At 52.7% G+C, this 18880-nt stretch carries 14 protein-coding genes, 2 tRNA genes and 2 pseudogenes; 4 read left to right on the forward strand and 14 right to left on the reverse strand.

Features of this window, described 5'->3' with window-relative positions:
* Positions 1-14 precede the first annotated feature (14 nt).
* Positions 15-1502 (reverse strand): UbiD family decarboxylase, encoded by a 1488-nt coding sequence (locus tag GW579_RS08820; protein ID WP_165058573.1) that lies wholly within the window; start codon positions 1500-1502, stop codon positions 15-17.
* 156 nt (positions 1503-1658) lie between these two features.
* Between GW579_RS08820 and GW579_RS08825 the strand changes: the two genes are divergently transcribed.
* The gene (locus tag GW579_RS08825; protein ID WP_152324640.1) at positions 1659-2546 is read left to right on the forward strand and encodes a LysR family transcriptional regulator; all 888 of its coding nucleotides are present in this window, start codon (positions 1659-1661) and stop codon (positions 2544-2546) included.
* Positions 2547-2763: 217 nt separating this feature from the next.
* Here the strand turns inward: GW579_RS08825 and GW579_RS08830 are convergent.
* The 8 genes and pseudogenes from GW579_RS08830 to gpt all read right to left on the reverse strand — a co-directional run bounded on the left by GW579_RS08830 (position 2764) and on the right by gpt (position 8426).
* Positions 2764-2953: pseudogene (locus GW579_RS08830) on the reverse strand (helix-turn-helix domain-containing protein).
* Between the two features lie 50 nt (positions 2954-3003).
* Positions 3004-3079 (reverse strand) — tRNA-Thr (locus tag GW579_RS08835).
* 220 nt (positions 3080-3299) lie between these two features.
* A tRNA-Thr gene (locus tag GW579_RS08840) sits at positions 3300-3375 on the reverse strand.
* Positions 3376-3533: 158 nt separating this feature from the next.
* Positions 3534-4787, reverse strand: coding sequence for a glutamate-5-semialdehyde dehydrogenase (proA, locus tag GW579_RS08845; protein WP_165058575.1), 1254 nt, complete (start codon positions 4785-4787; stop codon positions 3534-3536).
* Between the two features lie 10 nt (positions 4788-4797).
* Entirely contained in the window at positions 4798-5901 is a 1104-nt protein-coding gene (gene proB, locus GW579_RS08850; RefSeq protein ID WP_152324642.1) for a glutamate 5-kinase, read from the reverse strand.
* 126 nt (positions 5902-6027) lie between these two features.
* The gene (gene crl, locus GW579_RS08855; RefSeq protein WP_152324643.1) at positions 6028-6429 is read right to left on the reverse strand and encodes a sigma factor-binding protein Crl; all 402 of its coding nucleotides are present in this window, start codon (positions 6427-6429) and stop codon (positions 6028-6030) included.
* A gap of 63 nt (positions 6430-6492) precedes the next feature.
* Positions 6493-7743, reverse strand: coding sequence for an esterase FrsA (gene frsA / locus GW579_RS08860; RefSeq protein WP_165058577.1), 1251 nt, complete (start codon positions 7741-7743; stop codon positions 6493-6495).
* A gap of 224 nt (positions 7744-7967) precedes the next feature.
* Positions 7968-8426, reverse strand: coding sequence for a xanthine phosphoribosyltransferase (gene gpt, locus GW579_RS08865; RefSeq protein WP_056781475.1), 459 nt, complete (start codon positions 8424-8426; stop codon positions 7968-7970).
* A 416-nt stretch (positions 8427-8842) separates the two neighbouring features.
* Between gpt and pepD the strand changes: the two genes are divergently transcribed.
* Positions 8843-10303, forward strand: a complete 1461-nt coding sequence (pepD, locus tag GW579_RS08870; protein WP_165058579.1) for a beta-Ala-His dipeptidase — start codon at positions 8843-8845, stop codon at positions 10301-10303.
* A 134-nt stretch (positions 10304-10437) separates the two neighbouring features.
* Here pepD and dinB read toward each other — a convergent pair whose 3' ends face one another.
* Positions 10438-11496, reverse strand: coding sequence for a DNA polymerase IV (gene dinB / locus GW579_RS08875; RefSeq protein WP_165058581.1), 1059 nt, complete (start codon positions 11494-11496; stop codon positions 10438-10440).
* Positions 11497-11777: 281 nt separating this feature from the next.
* Here dinB and dpaA point away from each other — a divergent pair, with 281 nt between their 5' ends.
* A complete protein-coding gene (dpaA, locus tag GW579_RS08880; protein WP_152324647.1) occupies positions 11778-12503 on the forward strand; it encodes a peptidoglycan meso-diaminopimelic acid protein amidase in 726 nt (241 codons plus the stop codon).
* Here the strand turns inward: dpaA and GW579_RS08885 are convergent.
* Together GW579_RS08885 and lpcA are read right to left on the reverse strand one after the other, a co-directional pair.
* Entirely contained in the window at positions 12474-13241 is a 768-nt protein-coding gene (locus GW579_RS08885) for a class II glutamine amidotransferase (protein ID WP_152324648.1), read from the reverse strand. The genes dpaA and GW579_RS08885 overlap by 30 nt on opposite strands.
* Positions 13242-13267: 26 nt before the next feature.
* Positions 13268-13849: a D-sedoheptulose 7-phosphate isomerase gene (lpcA, locus tag GW579_RS08890; protein ID WP_152324649.1), complete on the reverse strand. Its 582-nt coding sequence runs from the start codon at positions 13847-13849 to the stop codon at positions 13268-13270.
* 268 nt (positions 13850-14117) lie between these two features.
* Here lpcA and fadE point away from each other — a divergent pair, with 268 nt between their 5' ends.
* A complete protein-coding gene (fadE, locus tag GW579_RS08895) occupies positions 14118-16586 on the forward strand; it encodes an acyl-CoA dehydrogenase FadE (RefSeq protein ID WP_165058582.1) in 2469 nt (822 codons plus the stop codon).
* Positions 16587-16660: 74 nt separating this feature from the next.
* Here the strand turns inward: fadE and GW579_RS08900 are convergent.
* Positions 16661-18064 (reverse strand): annotated as a pseudogene (locus GW579_RS08900) (carbohydrate porin).
* A 294-nt stretch (positions 18065-18358) separates the two neighbouring features.
* A complete protein-coding gene (locus GW579_RS08905; RefSeq protein WP_152324652.1) occupies positions 18359-18829 on the reverse strand; it encodes a YehS family protein in 471 nt (156 codons plus the stop codon).
* Positions 18830-18880 lie beyond the last annotated feature (51 nt).

Genomic DNA, 18880 nt, shown 5'->3' on the forward strand with positions numbered 1-18880 from the left:
TTGTTTATTACTGATCACTTTTTAGTAAAACCCGGGATAAAGCGGTTTACGTCCACTTCGAGGAACTCGCTGCGGTGGAAATTCGCTTTCAGGTTATAAGGTACTGTGCAGTCGAAAATGGTTTTGCAGGCAATACCGTGGTCGCGCACCGACGGGCTGAAAGCCGGATCGGATGACGGATCGAGCGGATGGCAGCGCACGCCCGGAATAAAGATGGTGCTGACATCGCCCTGATAGCGGGTGGTCATCGCCCAGATAACGTCATTGAGATCAAAGATATCGACATCTTCATCCACCAGCATGACGTGTTTCAGCTCGGAGAACGCTGAGAACGCCAGCAGTGCCGCCTGACGCTGACGACCTTCGTCAGCCGCAAAACGTTTTTTCACCTGCAATACCGCCAGGTATTTACCGGTACCCGGTGACGGACAGTGAACGTTCTGCACAAAGCCCGGCAGCGCGCGTTCAACCATCTGCAAAATACTGGCTTCAGTCGGAATGCCCGCCATATTGGTGTGTTCATCGCTCGGCCCGATACAGGTTTGCAGGATCGGATGGCGGCGGTGAGTGATCGCTTTCACTTTAATCACAGGCACTTCGGCTTGCGCGGCACCGGTATAACCCGGAAATTCAGGCATCGCTTTGCCGGTATTGGTGTTCTGGTCTTCGCGAACCCGGTAGTTCGGCAGCAGTTCGCCTTCAATCACAACTTCGGCGTTAGCGATACCACGCGCATTCACGGTCAGGCAATCCACCAGTTCTACGGCCTGATTGCGCAGGCTTCCCGCGATGGACAGTTCGTCAAAACCCAGCGGCGTGGTTGGCGGCTCAAAGCACGCACCGATTTCAATCGCCGGATCCACACCGATGCTGATTGAAATTGGCAGTGGTTTACCGGCCGCTTCGGCTTTCTGACGGAACACGTCCAGATGACGGCCCGGCACGAAATACATGGAGATTTCATCTTTACTCTGCACGCACAGGCGGTGAATGGTGACGTCATGCTCACTGGTTTCCGGGTCGGAGGCGTAGCACATGCCGAGGGTGAAATACGGACCGGCATCTTCCGGCGTATTGGTCGGCGCTGGCAGGATTTTCAGAATATCGAAATCCGGGTCAGTCGCCAGATGAACCACTTCCTGACACACCGCTTTTTCGCGTGGAATAACGATGGGCGCGATAGGATTCGACACGGAATCTTTCAGCATAAACGCCAGATTTTCCGGTGTGGTGCCGAACAGACGAGCCACGCGTTTGCGTGAAGACAGCAGGCCAATCAGCACCCGCATGTCGTTATAGCCTTTGACCTTATTAAAGATCATTGCCGGACCGATTTGGGTCGGACGTTTAACGGTGCCGTGGGCGCCTACGTAGCGGTATACACCAGATAATTCCGCGATCGGATCCACGGGTTCATCGGTGTAGATCAGTTCGTCGTCGTACTGGCTTAAGACCTCCAGTGCGGAACGGAGATCAGTCACTTTTTTTTGTTCTTCAGACATCTCAATGGCCCTTAAAGTCAGGTAATCGGGGGTGCAGCGGAATGTGCTTCTTTGCCGCTGCCCGGTCAGTTTGCAAAGAATCGGTGATAAGAGTCCAATAACATTACCCGGCTCTTTGATAAGGGATTACTATGAGAAAAACGACACGGAGAACGTATGGATTACCGACAATTACACTCATTTGTGGTGCTGGCAGAAGTGCTGCATTTTGGTAAAGCCGCCCTGCAACTCAACATCGCGCAGCCCGCATTAAGCCAGCACATCAAGGCGCTCGAACAGTCACTGGGGATACCGCTTTTTACCCGCGACAAGCGCCATGTGGCGCTGACTTTCGAGGGGCAGCAGCTGGTAGAAGAAGCGCGGATTGCCATCAACCATTACGAGAAATTTCTCGAAAATGCGCGCAGTTTACGGCAGGGTTTTAAAGGACAGCTGAAGCTCGGCTACGTCGGATCGTCGATTCTGGATCCGGCGCTGGCGCTGTTAATTAATGGTTACCGCAAGAAAAAACCGGATATTGAGATCGTTATTGAAGAACATAACGTTCACGAGCAGCTAACACTTCTGCTCAATTATCAACTTGATATCGCCCTCGTCCGCTCGCCGGTACCGAAGTACCCGGAACTGGAATATCTTGACGTCGCAACCCGCCCGCTGATTGCCGTTCTCCCGCGCAATCATCCGCTGGCTTCCGATCAAAAAATCGCCCTTTCCTCACTTTCCGAATGCCCTTTCCTTATCCAGAGAGATCCGCCCGGCGTCGGCCTTGGGTGGTCCGCGATGAACGCCTGCCAGAAAGCCGGATTTGTCCCCCAGAAAATTCAGTTTACGCGGGATGTGTCAGTGGCTATCGGGCTGGTCTCAATGGGAATGGGCGTCGCGCTGGTGCCGGAAACGCAGAGATCGGTGATGATCCCCGACGTGAACTACTGCTTCCTGACCGACTCAGGCGCGACATCCACCCTGACCCTGAGCTGGCAGCGACACCAAAAAAATAAAGCTCTGGCGGATTTTATTCGTTATGCGAGGGAGTTGACGGTTTAGGGGGAATGAGCGACGGGGTTAGAAACGGCAGAGATTTCTATCTGCCGCTTGTATATGCCCTGCCAGGAAAACAGTCAGGCAATGAAATTTTGCCTTTTGTACATAGCCGGGCAAAGGCTTACAGTTTCTGGCTGATAGCCGGTGATTCCTAAGATTGAACAGTATCAGACGGCTTTTTACTTTCATGAAATTCAATAATCAGCGCAGCCAGCTCGTCTTACTCTGCATAAAAATAGGCAACGGGCACATCTGATACTTTGGCGATTCGGCTCACCGTATCCTGATCGGGCTGATGCTTGCCCTTCTCATATTGATTCAGAAGCTTCATCGAGCCCCGCGAGTACACCAGGTTTGTACTGAGAAAGTCCCGAACGCAGACGCGCTTCCTTGAGTCTTTTGATCAACATAATGTCGGAGCTAACCTTTATTTCCTGAAGGGATAATCTGGAACACTAATTGGTGCCGATAATAGGAGTCGAACCTACGACCTTCGCATTACGAATGCGCTGCTCTACCCACTGAGCTATATCGGCTTTTTGAGGGATTGCCGGAAGACTACGGAGTGACAACTTATTCCTTACCGACGGCGCCCGTCAAGGCTCTGACAGAACGTTTGGTGAGATCTTAATCACCCTGCGCACGTTATGGATATTGAGTTTATTTTGGCGTGAAAAAGCGGGCTGATAACAGCAGGACATCGCCGGAGCGTAGAATATTAACGTTTTGATATTTCTGGGATTAGGATCTTAAAAATGGTGCCGACTACCGGAATCGAACTGGTGACCTACTGATTACAAGTCAGTTGCTCTACCTACTGAGCTAAGTCGGCTTTTTGAAGTGTTACCGGGGAACTACGGGGTGCTAAATTAGTGAAATCTGACGCTGCCGTCAAGCCCCCTGAAGTGCGTTTGCTGTTTTTCTCGTCACCCTATGCGAAATAGGGATTTAGCACCGGCTTCATGACTAAAAATCCACCGGTGCTGACCGTTACGGACGCACTAAATCGTCGCCATAACCAATCCATTTATACGTCGTCAGGGCTTCTAATCCCATCGGGCCGCGGGCGTGCAGTTTTTGCGTGCTGACCGCTACTTCTGCGCCTAAACCGAACTGTCCGCCGTCTGTGAAACGGGTGCTGGCGTTGACATAAACGGCCGAAGAATCCACTTCACGTACGAATCTGTCAGCGCTGCTGATGGAACGGGTGAGGATCGCATCCGAATGTTCGGTGCCGTAGGTGCGGATATGCGCCACGGCGGCGTCCAGATCGGCGACGACGGTAACGTTCAGATCCAGCGACAGCCATTCATCCGAGTAATCTTCTTCGGTCACCGCCAGCACTTTCGCCGGGCCGTTTTGCAGATGCGGCATGGCGGATTCGCTGGCGTGCAGCGTGACGCCCGCACGGTGCATACGACCACTCAGCTCCGGCAGAAAACGTTCTGCAATCGCCTGATGAACCAGCACGGTTTCCAGGCTGTTACAGGCGCTCGGACGCTGTACTTTCGCGCTTTCCAGCACGGTCAGCGCTTTGTCGAAATCAGCGCTTTCATCCACAAAGGTATGACACACGCCGATACCGCCGGTGATCACCGGAATAGTGGACTGTTCGCGGCACAGTTTGTGCAGCGCCGCACCACCGCGTGGGATCAGCATGTCGACGTATTTATCCAGACGCAGCAGTTCCGCTACCAGTGCGCGATCCGGGCTTTCAATCGCCTGAACGGCCGCTTTCGGCAATCCGCACTCTTCCAGCGCCATCTGAATGACGTTAACCGTCGCCTGATTGGTGTGGTGCGTTTCTTTACCGCCGCGCAGAATAACGGCGTTACCGGTTTTCAGACACAGGCTGGCAACGTCGATAGTCACGTTCGGGCGGGCTTCATAAATCACGCCGATCACGCCGAGCGGTACACGGCGGCGCTCGAGACGTAAACCGCTGTCCTGCTGCGAACCATCAATCACCTGCCCGACCGGATCGCTCAGGCGGCAGACATCACGCACGTCGCTGGCAATCGCTGATAAGCGCGCGGGCGTAAGCAGCAGGCGGTCTAATAATGCCTCGCTCATCCCGCTTTCACGTGCGGCGGCCATGTCGAGTTCGTTGGCAAGAATAATGCTCTGGCTGTTGGCTTCGAGCATATCGGCCATCAGCATCAGGGCACGGTTTTTCTGCGCAGTGCTGAGGGTGGAGAGCTGCCAGGACGCGGCTTTCGCGGCCTTGCCCATCTCGTTAAGCATGTATTACTCCTTAACTGACAATCATGTCGTCACGATGCACGGCAACCGGGCCGTACTCGTAACCGAGAATTTCGCTGATCTGCTGAGAGTGATGACCGGCAATCATGCGCATCGCATCGCTGTTGTAGCGGCTGACACCGTGCGCGAGGTCACGCCCGTTCAGGTTGCGGATGCGGATCACTTCGCCACGCGAGAAATCGCCTTTCACTTCGCGGATACCTTTTGGCAGCAGGGAACTGCCGCGCTCCATCATGGCGGAAACCGCGCCGTCGTCGATGGTGATTTCACCGGCAGGGGGTGCCCCGAAGATCCAGCGTTTGCGGTTCTCCAACGGGGTTTCCATTGCGTGGAAGCGCGTGCCGACGGAAACGCCGTTAATCACATCGCCAATCACGCCCGGCAGGCTGCCCGCAGCAATAATAGTGTCGACACCCGCACGGCACGCGACATCCGCGGCCTGCAATTTGGTCGCCATACCGCCGGTGCCCAGACCGGAAACACTGTCGCCCGCCACGCCACGCAGTTCGTCATCAATCGTCATGACTTCGCGGATCAGTTCGGCTTCTGGATTGGTGCGCGGATCGGCGGTGAAAAGCCCGCTCTGATCAGTCAGCAGCAGCAGTTTATCGGCACCGGCCAGAATGGCAGCCAGCGCGGAAAGATTGTCGTTATCGCCGACTTTGATCTCCGCCGTCGCCACCGCATCATTCTCGTTAATGACCGGTACGATACGGTTATCGAGCAGCGCGTGCATGGTGTCGCGGGCGTTAAGGAAACGCTCACGGTCTTCCATATCGGCACGCGTCAGCAGCATCTGACCAATGTGGATGCCATAAATCGAAAACAATTGCTCCCAGAGCTGGATTAAACGGCTTTGCCCGACGGCAGCCAGCAGCTGTTTGGAAGCAATGGTGGCGGGGAGTTCGGGGTAGCCAAGATGTTCACGCCCGGCGGCAATCGCGCCCGACGTTACAATCACAATCCGGTGCCCTGCCGCATGTTGTTGCGCGCACTGGCGGACAAGCTCAACAATGTGAGCACGGTTGAGGCGGCGTGAACCGCCAGTGAGCACGCTGGTGCCCAGTTTTACAACCAGTGTCTGACTGCCACTCATTAGTCTTTCCATTAAGGTGAAATAAGAAATGCTTCGTTGTCTTTGTAACAGGGGAGAAGCGTTATGCCAACCGGCATAACGCTATAATAGCAGTATTCATCGTGGGAATGGGTAGTACAGAAGGTGTCAGGCGGAGAGCTTTACCGGTTCCTCGCTGAAATCATCAGCAGGCTCCAGTCTGAGGGACATCTCTTCGATCATCTTGTTGAGATTCTTGTGGAACCCTTTCAACGTCGTCTCAAGCTTCTCACGTACTTCAGCATCTTTAATGTTTTGCGCTTTCCAGATGCCATCTTTATCGAACAAACCGAAATGATAAACATAGGTAAAACGCTCGTCTTCAGCCTGCAACTCAATCCACCAGCCCCAGAATTCACGCTTCTCCGGTGCGGGCTTCACGTTCACACAAACAGCTAAGCAGTCAAAGAAAAAGCGGTCGTTCTCGCATTTCCCTTCTCTAATGTACGGCCCCAGCGTACCGAAACGTTTCATTAGCCTGCTTTTAGGATGACCACTTGGTAACGTCATAGTACAACCTCCATAGAAAGACGATCCTTTTTAGCAAAACGTTAGGAATTAGCAACTGTTAAGTTAACGCATATGCTTTTCCAGCCATTCACAAATTTCGTGTAACGCGCTGTCAAAGTGCTGATAAAGCGGCTCACTTTTGATGGTCAGAATCTTGCCTTCGGAGGAGGAATCCGCAATCAGCCTGGCTTCGCTCTTCGGGCTGAAGATATCGCTTTCCCAGTAGGCGGCAAGCATTGGCGTCGGTGTTCTGCGCCCTAATAATCCCTGCGTTTTCAGAGAATATCGATTAAGTTCGGTTTTCAGCGCGGAGTCCGACGCCGTCGACATTCCGATGCGGCTCGCCAGCACGTCCATGTACATATCCGGCACCTGTTCCTGACATTTCGGGTCGCTCAGCAGCGAATGCACCAGCGCGCCCAGCGTCGCCACAGCCCGTACGCGGCGCGGTTCGAGATACGCCAGCCGCACGGCGACGTTCGCCCCAAACCGATAACCCAGCAAGCTCACGCGGCTCGCATCTACCCACGGCACATCAGAAAGCTGCATGAGGACCTGCTGATGCAGAAAGCTGGTGTCCTGCGTCAGTTTCCATTTAGAGGAAAAACCGATCGACGGCATGTCGATGGTGAGCATCGCGATGCCCATCGGCGCGAGATAAGAGCGGAACAGGCACTGATGGTCACTTTGTAACGTGTCCAGACCGCCGCAAACCATGACCGTCGGGAACGGCGCTTTGCCTTCGTTCGGCAGATGCAGGAAACCGGTGATGGGAGCACCGCCCGGAATTTTGAATTCCAGCTCTTTCAGATCATACGGCGAATGTTCGGAGGATTTCTCAAACGCTTTATTAGCCAGCGCTTCCGCCTGCTCTGCCAGCGTATCGCCTTTCAGATGCGGATAACCGGCAATGCTGTAAAGGTTCGCGGCTTTCAGCCAGTATTCGCTGGCAAGATTGGCGTCTTTTTCATCGGCGGCTTTTTGCTGCCAGTGCATGGCCTGATTGGACCATTCATAAATCCAGTTACCGTTGCGATAGCCAATGACGGTATCCAGCAATAACGGGTCGCTGTGTTCGGCCTGAGATACGGCAATGCGCGACAGCACTTCTTCCACTTCCAGCGGATCAACGCCGCGCCACATCCACATCAGACGGTTGATTGTCCGGTACCAACAATTCACGGTATCCCCTTCCAGCGCTGAGTGCATCGGCGGGTGCGTATTGTGATGATGAACGCGATGAACCAGTGTCGAAGTTTCCGGATATTTGAATGACGGTTTGAACAGTTTTTCCGTGAGATTGGCTGGAGCCATGATGCAAGATCCTCCGTTAGCAAGCAGCTTTTCGCCCGCAGGCGAACGTTTCAGGCAGGGATTATAACCCGCCCACGTTGCGACAAGACAGGAGTGAGGTCAAGCGGAAAGGATTTCAAGTCAGCAAAAGCAAAACGCCCGGCAATTAGCCAGGCGTTAAAAGGGGGTCATTGCATCCCCTAAATCCTTCGTGCTGCAAAGGCGGCGCGAAGGATGACGAGGATTTACTTACCGACCAATGGCGGGACGAACACCACGCCCATATCCCACGGCTGTTCAATCCAGGTGTTCTGCGGGATATCAACCACGTAATCGTCAACCAGCGGCGCACCGGCCGGTTTGGCGAAGATCGTAATGAAATGCGCTTTCGGATACATTTCGCGGATCGCTTTTGCAGTACCGCCGGTATCGACCAGATCGTCGATTACGATGAAACCTTCACCGTCACCTTCTGCGCGTTTCAGCACTTGCATTTCACGCTGATTGTCGTGGTCGTAGCTGGAGATACATACGGTATCCACATGACGGATGCACAGTTCGCGAGCCAGTAACGCTGCCGGAACCAGACCGCCGCGGCTGACGGCAATAATGCCTTTCCATTGTTCTGCCGGCAGCAGACGTTTAGCCATCGTGCGGGCGTGGATTTGCAGCATGTCCCAGGTTACAACGTATTTTTCGCTCATAAAGGTGTCCCAGCCAGTGAATTAACGGCTTCTAAAAATTTAAACCCTAAATAATTCGGATCGCAGGAAGGCGGCAAGTGAACGAATCCCGATGAGCTGACATAAGTCAGTGATTCGGGTGAGCGAACGCGGCCAACGCATCTGCAATTTGAAGTATGACGGGTGTATTCGGGGAAAAAGGTTGCGCGAGATTATAGTGAGTCCGGCTCACAAAAACCAGCGATTATCTGGCCTCAGGGGCCCAAAAAAACCGGAATTTATCCCCCCGCCCGCGCACAGGTTAAGATTAAGTGATATTCTGTCAGGCCACTCGCCACACAGTCTGGCGGGGATTACTTAACCTTAAACCTACAGCATCTCAATCAGTTCCCCTGCAAATGGAGCCTGAATGAGCTGACTGTTACAGGAGACTTATAGTGTCTGAACTGTCTCAGCTTTCGCCACAACCGTTGTGGGATATTTTTGCCAAAATCTGTTCAATTCCGCACCCTTCTTATCATGAAGAAGCGCTGGCAAAACACATCGTTGAATGGGCTCAGGAAAAGGGTATCCACGCTGAGCGTGATGAAGTTGGCAACATTTTGCTGCGCAAACCGGCCACCAAAGGCATGGAAAACCGCAAAGCCGTTGCCCTGCAGGCTCACCTCGATATGGTGCCGCAGAAAAACAACGATACTGTTCACGATTTCACTAAAGATCCGATTCAGCCGTTCATTGAAGACGGCTGGGTAAAAGCCCGCGGCACCACGCTGGGCGCAGACAACGGTATTGGCCTGGCTTCTGCACTGGCGGTTCTGGCTGATGAAAGCGTAGAACACGGGCCGCTGGAAGTGCTGCTGACCATGACCGAGGAAACCGGCATGGCGGGCGCATTCGGCCTGCAACCAAACTGGTTACAGTCTGAAATTCTGATCAACACCGATTCTGAAACCGAAGGCGAAATCTACATGGGTTGCGCCGGCGGGATTGATTTTACCGCCACTCTGCCACTGAGCCGCGAAGCGGTTCCGGCCGGTTTCACCACGCTGAAACTGACCCTGAAGGGACTGAAAGGCGGCCACTCCGGCGCGGATATCCACCTCGGTCTGGGCAATGCCAGCAAACTGCTGGTGCGCTTCCTGTCAGAACACGCCGACACCCTCGGCCTGCGCCTGCTGGATTTCACCGGCGGTACGCTGCGTAACGCCATTCCCCGCGAAGCCATCGCCACACTGGCGATTGCAGCCGATAAAGCAGACGCACTGAAAGCCGCTGCACAGGAATTCCTGGCAACGATTCAGTTCGAGCTGTCTGCGGTTGAGAAGAAAATCGCTTTTGTCGTGGAAGCAGCAGAAAGTACTGCGAAAGCGCTGAGCAAAGACAGCCAGGGCAAATTCATTGCGTTGCTGAACGCGACGCCAAACGGCGTGATCCGCATGAGCGATGACGTCAAAGGCGTGGTAGAAACCTCCCTGAACGTCGGCGTTGTCACCATGAAAGATGACGAAGTCGCGATCAACAGCCTGATCCGTTCCCTTATCGACAGCGGCAAAGAATACGTCGTTAGCATGCTGAAGTCGCTGAGCGAACTGGCAGGCGCGAAAAGTCTGGCAAAAGGCAGCTATCCTGGCTGGAAACCTGAACCAAGCTCTCCGGTGATGACGCTGGTGCGTGAAACCTACGAAACGCTGTTCAGCAAAACCCCGAATATCATGGTGATCCACGCCGGTCTGGAATGCGGTCTGTTCAAAAAACCGTACCCGGACATGGACATGGTTTCCATCGGGCCAACCATCACCGGGCCACACTCGCCGGACGAGCAGGTTGAAATCGCCAGCGTTGAGTTGTACTGGAAACTGCTGACAGCTCTGCTGAAAGCGATTCCTGAACGCGGTTAATACTCGTTCAATCCCCTGAATCATTCGGGCTGTATCAAGGCGGCAATTGAGTAAATACCCGGGAGCATACACAAGTAGGTGACCGGAATTTGCGAAGGCAGCCAACGCAGAGACAGTTTGAAGGATGACGGGGATTACTCCCAGGGAAGAAGAAGTTGCCGCTCAATCTGCGGATCCTGCAACGTGACATGCAACCCCACCAGCCTGACTCCCCGCCCGCCGCGCCGCTGTTCCCACGCTTCACGCGCGACTTTCAGTAAATCTTCTTTATTGAGCACCGGCCAGACATGTTCCTGCGTCGTCTGCTGGAAATCATGGAATTTGAGTTTCACGCCCTGACGCGCGATGCGTAAATTCGGGCTGACACGGCTCAGGCGCGTTTGTAATTCAGGATATAAGCGTTCGATCAGCGCCACGCACTCTTCCCAGCTGTGGATATCTTCCGCCAGCGTGCGTTCCACGCCGACAGATTTCCGCAGCCGCTCGGCTGAAATCTCACGGTCGTCGATGCCCTGACAGCGCTCCCACAGCACGCGGCCAAACTTCCCGAAACGCTTGAGCAATTTCGCTAAATCATAGCGCTGCACATCGCCACAGGTGATCAGCCCCTGCTCCTGCAATCGCTGGGCGGTGACTCTGCCAACGCCGGGGATTTTACTCAGCGGCAGATCCAGTAAAAAAGCTTCGACCTTGTCTGGCGTAATCACAAACTGGCCGTTGGGTTTATTCAGGTCTGAGGCAATTTTTGCCAGAAATTTGATTGGCGCAATGCCCGCTGAGGCCGTCAGATTAATTTCCTCAAAAATGGCCTGACGGATTTCAGCGGCGATCAGCGTCGCGGAGCCATTGCATTGGGTCGATTCTGAAACATCCAGATAAGCTTCGTCGAGTGACAGCGGCTCGATTAATGGCGTATAACGCGCGAAGATTTCACGAATATGGTTGGACGCTTCTTTATACGCTTCCATTCTGCCGGGAATCACTTTCAGGTGCGGGCAAAGTTTGAGCGCCATTCCGGTCGGCATCGCGCTGTGTACGCCGAATTTGCGTGCCGGATAATTGGCGGTGCTGATGACGCCACGCCGGTCACGGCTGCCACCGATGGCGATAGGAATGTCGCGCAGGGAAGGATCATCGCGCATCTCGACGGCCGCGAAAAAGCAGTCCATATCCACATGAATGATTTTGCGCATAGCCCTCCCCCAATGACTGTATAAGTATACAGTTGAATCAGGAGATTTCAAACACAGAAAATGACGGTTAATTTGGCTTAATTAATCACCATTAATGGCATCAGAAAGTATTTACATTTCCTGAAGCGAGAATTCAATATTTGGTGATTGCTAAAAAATTAATCAGTATTAATATGGCAACGTTTCAGACAGGCAGTACATAAGAAGAAAATCAGTGGCGGTCTTACAGGCAGTTCATCTGTAGACAAAATAATCAAAATTATTATCGAGCAGGACTTAGAATGATCAGAATCGCGCTGTTTCTTGCGATGCTCCTCAGTTTGCCTTTATTTACAGCAAATTACGCCGTGGCCAGCGATGCTGTCCCGGTTAACGCGGCACTTAAAAAACAATTGTTAGGTGCTCCCGTTTATATCCAGATTTTCAAACAAGAACGTAAACTCGAATTGTATGCTCAGCTCGACGGCGAATATCGTCTGATCGGCAGTTACGGCATCTGCGATTTTTCTGGCGGTTTAGGAAATAAACGTCGTGAAGGTGATTTTAAAAGCCCGGAAGGTTTCTACAACGTGGATATTCACCACCTGAAACCAGACAGCCGCTTTTATCGCGCCATCAACATCGGTTTCCCCAACGCCTATGACATCTCGCAAGGTTATTCAGGTAAGTATCTGATGATCCACGGCAACTGCAAATCTATTGGTTGCTACGCGATGACTGACGGTTATATGGATGAAATCTTCACCTACGTGCAGGCGGCCTTCCAGTTCGGCCAGCGCAACGTGCAGATCAGCATTTATCCGTTCAAAATGACCGATGCCAACATGCAGTCGCACAAAAACTCAAGCTACATCACGTTCTGGCGTCAGCTACAACCGGGCTTTGCGTACTTTGAGAAGCACCATCAGCCACCGAACGTTGTGGTGACTAATGGGAAATATGAAGTGCTGCAACCGTTGTCAAACATCCCGCTGCCTTCACAGCTGGCGTTCGCCCCGGTGAAATAATGCGAATTCACCTGGAGCAATTTTGTTCCAGGTTTCGTTTGCCGTCAGCGGTTGCGTGGCAATCACGGTGACGACATCATCCGGTGTCGTCTGCTGCTGAAAATCAATTTCCACATCCTGATCCAACAACGTTGCCTTTCCGAAAGGCGCCCGCCGCGTGATCCAGTGCAGATTGGTCGAACAATAGGCCATCACAAAATGCCCGTCCGACAACAGCATATTAAACACGCCCTTTTGCCGTAACTCATCTGCCAGCGACGCAATATACCGGAACACCGGCGGCCAGCTGGCCGGACGACGCGGATAACGCTGCGTAAGTTTATGCAGCAACCAGCAAAATGCGTATTCACTGTCGGTTTGCCCGACCGGACGCAACGTACCGGTATCCAGCTGACGATAACCGCGAAGCTGGCCGTTGTGCGCGTAAGTCCAGTTATGGCCCCACAGTTCGCGGGTAAACGGATGGGTATTCTCCAGCGCCACTTCGCCACGGTTAGCCTGACGAATATGGGAAATCACCGCGCAGGATTTGATCGGATAATCCTGAACAAGGCGGGCAATAGGCGAATTAAAACTCGGCATCGGATCTTTAAAAGTACGACAGCCATTCCCCTCGTAGAAGGTAATGCCCCAGCCGTCTTTATGCGGGCCTGTCCCGCCACCGCGCTGCACTAATCCACTGAAACTGAAGCAAATATCAGTTGGAACGTTAGCGCTCATCCCGAGCAATTCGCACATCTTCCGCCTCCTTTACAGCAAAGGCATTACGCCTTCGCCATCTCTTTTTCGATTAATAAGATCAGGATATGAATCACTTTAATGTGGATTTCCTGCACGCGGTCAGCGAAGCCAAAGTGTGGCACGCGAATTTCCACGTCAGCAGAACCGTCCATTTTACCGCCGTCTTTTCCGGTCAGGGTAATAACTTTCATACCTTTGGCGCGCGCGGCTTCAATCGCTTTGATCACGTTACCGGAATTGCCGGATGTGGAGATGCCCAACAGCACATCGCCTTTCTGACCCACGGCTTCCAGATAACGGGAGAAGATATATTCGTAACCGAAATCGTTGCCCACGCAGGAGATGTGGCTGACGTCAGAAATCGCAATCGCCGGGTAGCCCGGACGGTTTTCACGGTAGCGGCCGGTCAGTTCTTCTGCAAAGTGCATGGCGTCACAGTGTGAACCGCCGTTACCGCAGGAAATCACTTTCCCGCCCGCCTTGAATGAATCGGCCAGCAGCACTGCTGCACGTTGAATAGACTCAATATTTGCCGGATCGCCGATGAATTTATTCAGCGTAGCAGCAGCTTCGTTCAGTTCAGTACGGATAATATCCTGGTACATAGCAGCCTCTTTTATGTCCATTTGCAGCCAGCTGTAGCTGGCCGATAGCAATAAAACTTTCCGCTGAGCAGTTTAACGGAAAGCCGAAACAGCGAGAAGCCAAGAAGCGGTAATGATTCTTATAGTTTCCGTTTTTGACGCTTCGTGCGGCCGGTTTGTGAGCTGTGTTGTAATTAGTATGTAAACACATTGATAAAGAAATGAGCATGAACTAAAACCATTGTATCCCTACAACAGGTCAGACCTCCTACTACTCAGGAGCTTTACTATGATGGTTCTTAGCATTGTTGCATTTGTCGTGATCCTTGGTGCGTTGTTCTATCACAAGGTCAATCTTGCCTTTAGCAGCCTGATTTTACTGGCATTTACCGCTGCCATGGGCGCCATTCATCTTTGGACGTTGTGGCTGTTACTGCCACTGGCGATTATTCTGCTGCCGTTCAATGTGCCCGCACTGCGCCGCGCATTGTTCTCCGCGCCAGCACTTCGCACCTTCCGTAAAGTGATGCCCGCCATGTCGCGTACCGAAAAAGAAGCGATTGAAGCCGGTACGACCTGGTGGGAAGGCGATCTGTTCGGCGGTAAGCCGGACTGGAGAAAATTGCAGGATTACCCTGAACAACACCTGACCGAAGAAGAGCAGCGCTTTATCGACGGCCCGGTTGAAGAAGCCTGTCGCATGGCGAACGACTTTGAGATCACGCACGAACTGGCTGATTTGCCGCCGGAGTTGTGGGCGTATCTGAAAGAGCACCGCTTCTTCGCGATGATCATTAAGAAAGAGTACGGCGGTCTGGAATTCTCCGCTTACGCTCAGGCCCGCGTGTTACAGAAACTGGCGGGTGTATCCGGAATTCTGGCGATCACCGTCGGCGTGCCGAACTCCCTCGGTCCGGGCGAATTGCTGCAACATTACGGCACCGAAGAACAGAAAGACCACTATCTGCCTCGTCTGGCTCAAGGTCTGGAAATCCCTTGTTTCGCCCTGACCAGCCCGGAAGCCGGGTCTGATGCCGGCGCAATTCCGGATTTCGGTATCGTCTGTAAAGGCCAGTGGCAGGGCAAAGAAGTGCTCGGTATGCGCCTGACCTGGAACAAGCGTTACATCACGCTGGCACCTATCGCCACCGTGCTCGGTCTGGCGTTTAAACTGAAAGACCCCGACCATCTGCTCGGCAGTGAAACGGATCTGGGTATTACCTGTGCGCTGATCCCTACGGACACCCAGGGCGTGGAAATTGGCCACCGCCACTTCCCGCTGAACGTGCCATTCCAGAACGGTCCGACCCGCGGTAACGATATTTTCGTTCCGATCGATTACATCATCGGCGGCCCGAAAATGGCCGGTCAGGGCTGGCGTATGCTGGTGGAATGTCTGTCCGTGGGCCGCGGCATTACCCTGCCGTCTAACTCCACCGGCAGCCTGAAATCACTTGCGATGGCGACCGGCGCTTACGCGTACATTCGCCGTCAGTTCAAACTGCCTATCGGTAAAATGGAAGGCATCGAAGAACCGCTGGCGCGTATTGCCGGTAACGCTTATGTGATGGACGCCGCTGCAACACTCATCACCAACGGCATTATGCTCGGTGAAAAACCGGCAGTGCTGTCGGCGATTGTGAAATATCACTGTACCCACCGTGGTCAGCGCGCTGTCATGGACGCGATGGATATCACCGGCGGTAAAGGCATCATGCTCGGTAAAAGCAACTTCGTGGCCCGTACCTATCAGGGCGCGCCGATTGCGATTACCGTGGAAGGCGCCAACATTCTGACCCGCAGCATGATCATCTTCGGTCAGGGCGCTATCCGTTGCCATCCTTACGTTCTGCGTGAAATGGCGGCGGCTGAGAAAAATGATCTGGACGATTTCGACCGTGCGCTGTTCGGGCATATCGGCCACGTCGGCAGCAACAAAGTGCGCAGCTTCTGGCTCGGTCTGACCAACGGCCGCACCAGCGATACGCCGGTTAACGATAAAACCGCGCGTTATTACCAGCACATTAACCGTCTGAGCGCTAACCTCGCGCTGCTGGCTGACGTGTCCATGGGCGTGCTGGGCGGCAGCCTGAAACGTCGCGAACGTATTTCCGCCCGGCTCGGCGATATCCTCAGCCAGATGTATCTGGCGACGGCGACCCTGAAACGCTTTGATGAAGAAGGTTGCAACGAGGCTGATTTACCGTTGGTTCACTGGGGCGTGCAGGATTGTCTGCATCAGGCCGAAGTGGCTATCGACGACCTGCTGCGTAACTTCCCGAATGCGTTTGTGGCGGGCGTGATGCGCCTGGTGATTTTCCCGCTGGGCCGTTCACACGCGGCACCGTCAGATCGTCTTGATCATGAACTGGCGCGTATTCTTCAGGTGCCTTCTGCGACCCGCAGCCGCATTGGTCGCGGTCAGTATCTGACGCCAAGCGAGCACAACCCGGTCGGGCTGCTGGAAGAAGCGTTACTGGATATTCTGGCCGCCGAACCGGTGCATAAACGCCTGTGCGACGCGATGGGTAAAAAACTGCCGTTCACTCGTCTGGATATTCTGGCGCAAAAAGGTCTGGATGCCTGTCACCTGAGCGCCGATGATGCGCGCATTCTCAGCCGTGCGGAAGAAAGCCGCCTGCGTTCTATTAACGTCGATGATTTTGAGCCACACGAACTGGCCGCGAAAAAGCAGGACGTGGAGGAAGAAAGCGCAAAAAAGGATGACGCCAAACCGCGCCATACCGAAGCCGCTTAATTCTTAAAATTTACGGTTAAAAAAAGCCTGAGTGTTTACGCACTCAGGCTTTTTCTTTTCTGGATAACGGGTAATCAGAAGTAATACTTGAATCTTACACGCCCGCCATAGCGCTGATCGCTGTCATTATCGTTACTGTAATGTTTATCCGCTTCCAGCATCGACACGTACGCGCCCAGATAGACATTGAAGTTATTCATGTCCATCACGTTCGGGATGAGATAGCTGGCGTGGATCGTATGAATATCGTAGCTCCCCGGCTCGCTGAACCAGTCATCACCGGCGTTTTCGTTATTCATTGGCCGTAAACCGTTGGCATTAAACTCTTCAATGCGGTTATGCGCGTAGATGTAACCCAGTTCGAAGTTTTTCCACAGGGCATTAGTGCCGACCGTGAAATCTTTCTCGTCGGAGGCGTCCATGTACGCCGTGCTCAGGTTCGCTACGATGCCGTTTTCCGGATCCGCTTTCTGCCCGTTCCAGGTCATGGTCATGCCGTAACCGTTACGTTTGGACTGATCAATCGTTTCGCCCTGATCGTTCTTGTATCCGTAAGCATTGTTGACGATATTGGTTTCCATCGCCGCAGCGACGGAGAACGCCTCGCCTTTCCAGGCAATAACCGGCCGCAGATACGCGACGTTTTTATCCTGTTCAAGATGGTTTCCGTGATAGTTATTTTCGGCAAACAGCGAAGTGCCGTCTTCAAGCAGAGTATTGAGTTCGAAATACCAGTTACCGATATTTTTATTCAGCAGAATATTACCGCCGCTGTCGCTACGTCCGCGCCCTTCTTTCATCATGTAGACATAACCGTAGCCGTCAGCGTAGAGGTCATTGGCAGTATTGCCGGAATATTCGATGAAGGTATCCTGATTAAGCGGGAACATATCGTAGGCTTCAAAGCGTCCGATTTTCGCCATCCAGTCTTTTTCTTCCCCGAAGAAGAAGGCCGCATCATCGACACCCATCGTCCCATTTAAATCGGCAGTAGGTTGAACGGAGAACCCGGAGAATTGCCCTTTATCATTCCGGCGATAACCATCCAGCCCGATCAGTAAACGGCCATTGACATCCCAGCGTTCATTGCCGCCATTCCATTTATTATCATCGCCACTTTTGGCCGAAATTAATTGCCCGCTGCGGCTTGCGCCGTCGACGTTAAATTCTACGTCACCGTATAATTTGAGATTATCGAAACCATTAAGCGTTAAAAGTTTATCCTTCGAGATACCGTCTGTTTTTACTTCTACCGGCGTGGATTCTTTCACGCTGGCAATTTACTGTTCCCGCTTCACATCTTGTTTTTTCAGCTGCTGAATTTGTTTTTCAGCCGATTCTGCGCGCGCTTCCGCTTGTTGAAGGCGCTCTTCAAGCTGTGCCATACGGGCTTCCAGACTGGCTGAAGAGCCTGCTGCCATCGCAGAACCCGACACGGCGATCCCCACTAATAATGCCAGCGTCTTAATCTTTCTCATAATTACGATATCCTTTTCAATACAAAATCAAACCATCGATATAAATTAACGACGTTGTTTTGTTTTTATTAAAATAGTGCCCGGAGATTTCATAATGAGAAATGAAGATAGGTTCTGGCCGAATAAACTGTCAAAAATAAAGCGGGGAAACGTGAAGTAAAACTGTAATAACGAAATTTCATCCTTACAAAACCAATAAACATAAAAACGGGGCACTGACATTCTCAGCACCCCGCTTATTATTCATTTCATATACATTGCGCCGAATATATTTATCAGCCAAATGTTTAAAGCTTAGCTTTTCTTAGGACGAATTTTCGCGGTCAGCCCTTTCAGGAAATAGCGCAGAACCTGATCGCCGCACGGACGATAGTTTTTGTGCCCTTCCTTGCGGAAGAATGCACTCAGTTCGCCTTCGGAGACTTTGAAATCTGCCGCCGTCAGCACGGCAATCATGTCTTCAGTTTTCAGCTCAAATGCCACACGCAGCTTTTTCAGCATAATGTTGTTGGTCAGACGTTTTTCCACTTCCGGTGCCGGGAAACGATCGTCTTTACCGCGTTTGAACACAATCAGCCCGTTCAGGAAGTTCGCCATGACTTCGTCCGGCACTTCCATATACCCTTCTTCGTCTTCTTTTTTCAGATAACGGGACATCACTTCAGGGCTGACCGGCGTGCCGGTGGTTTTGAGGATTTCAATCAACTGACCTTCGCTCAAATCCAGCATGTAGCGCACGCTGCGCAAGACATGGTTATGCATCATAATTCTGTATTCCTGTTAAAAGTAAACCGAGGAAATGCCACCGGGTTTACC

Origin of the sequence: Rahnella contaminans (assembly GCF_011065485.1) — a bacterium.
GTDB lineage: Bacteria > Pseudomonadota > Gammaproteobacteria > Enterobacterales > Enterobacteriaceae > Rahnella > Rahnella contaminans.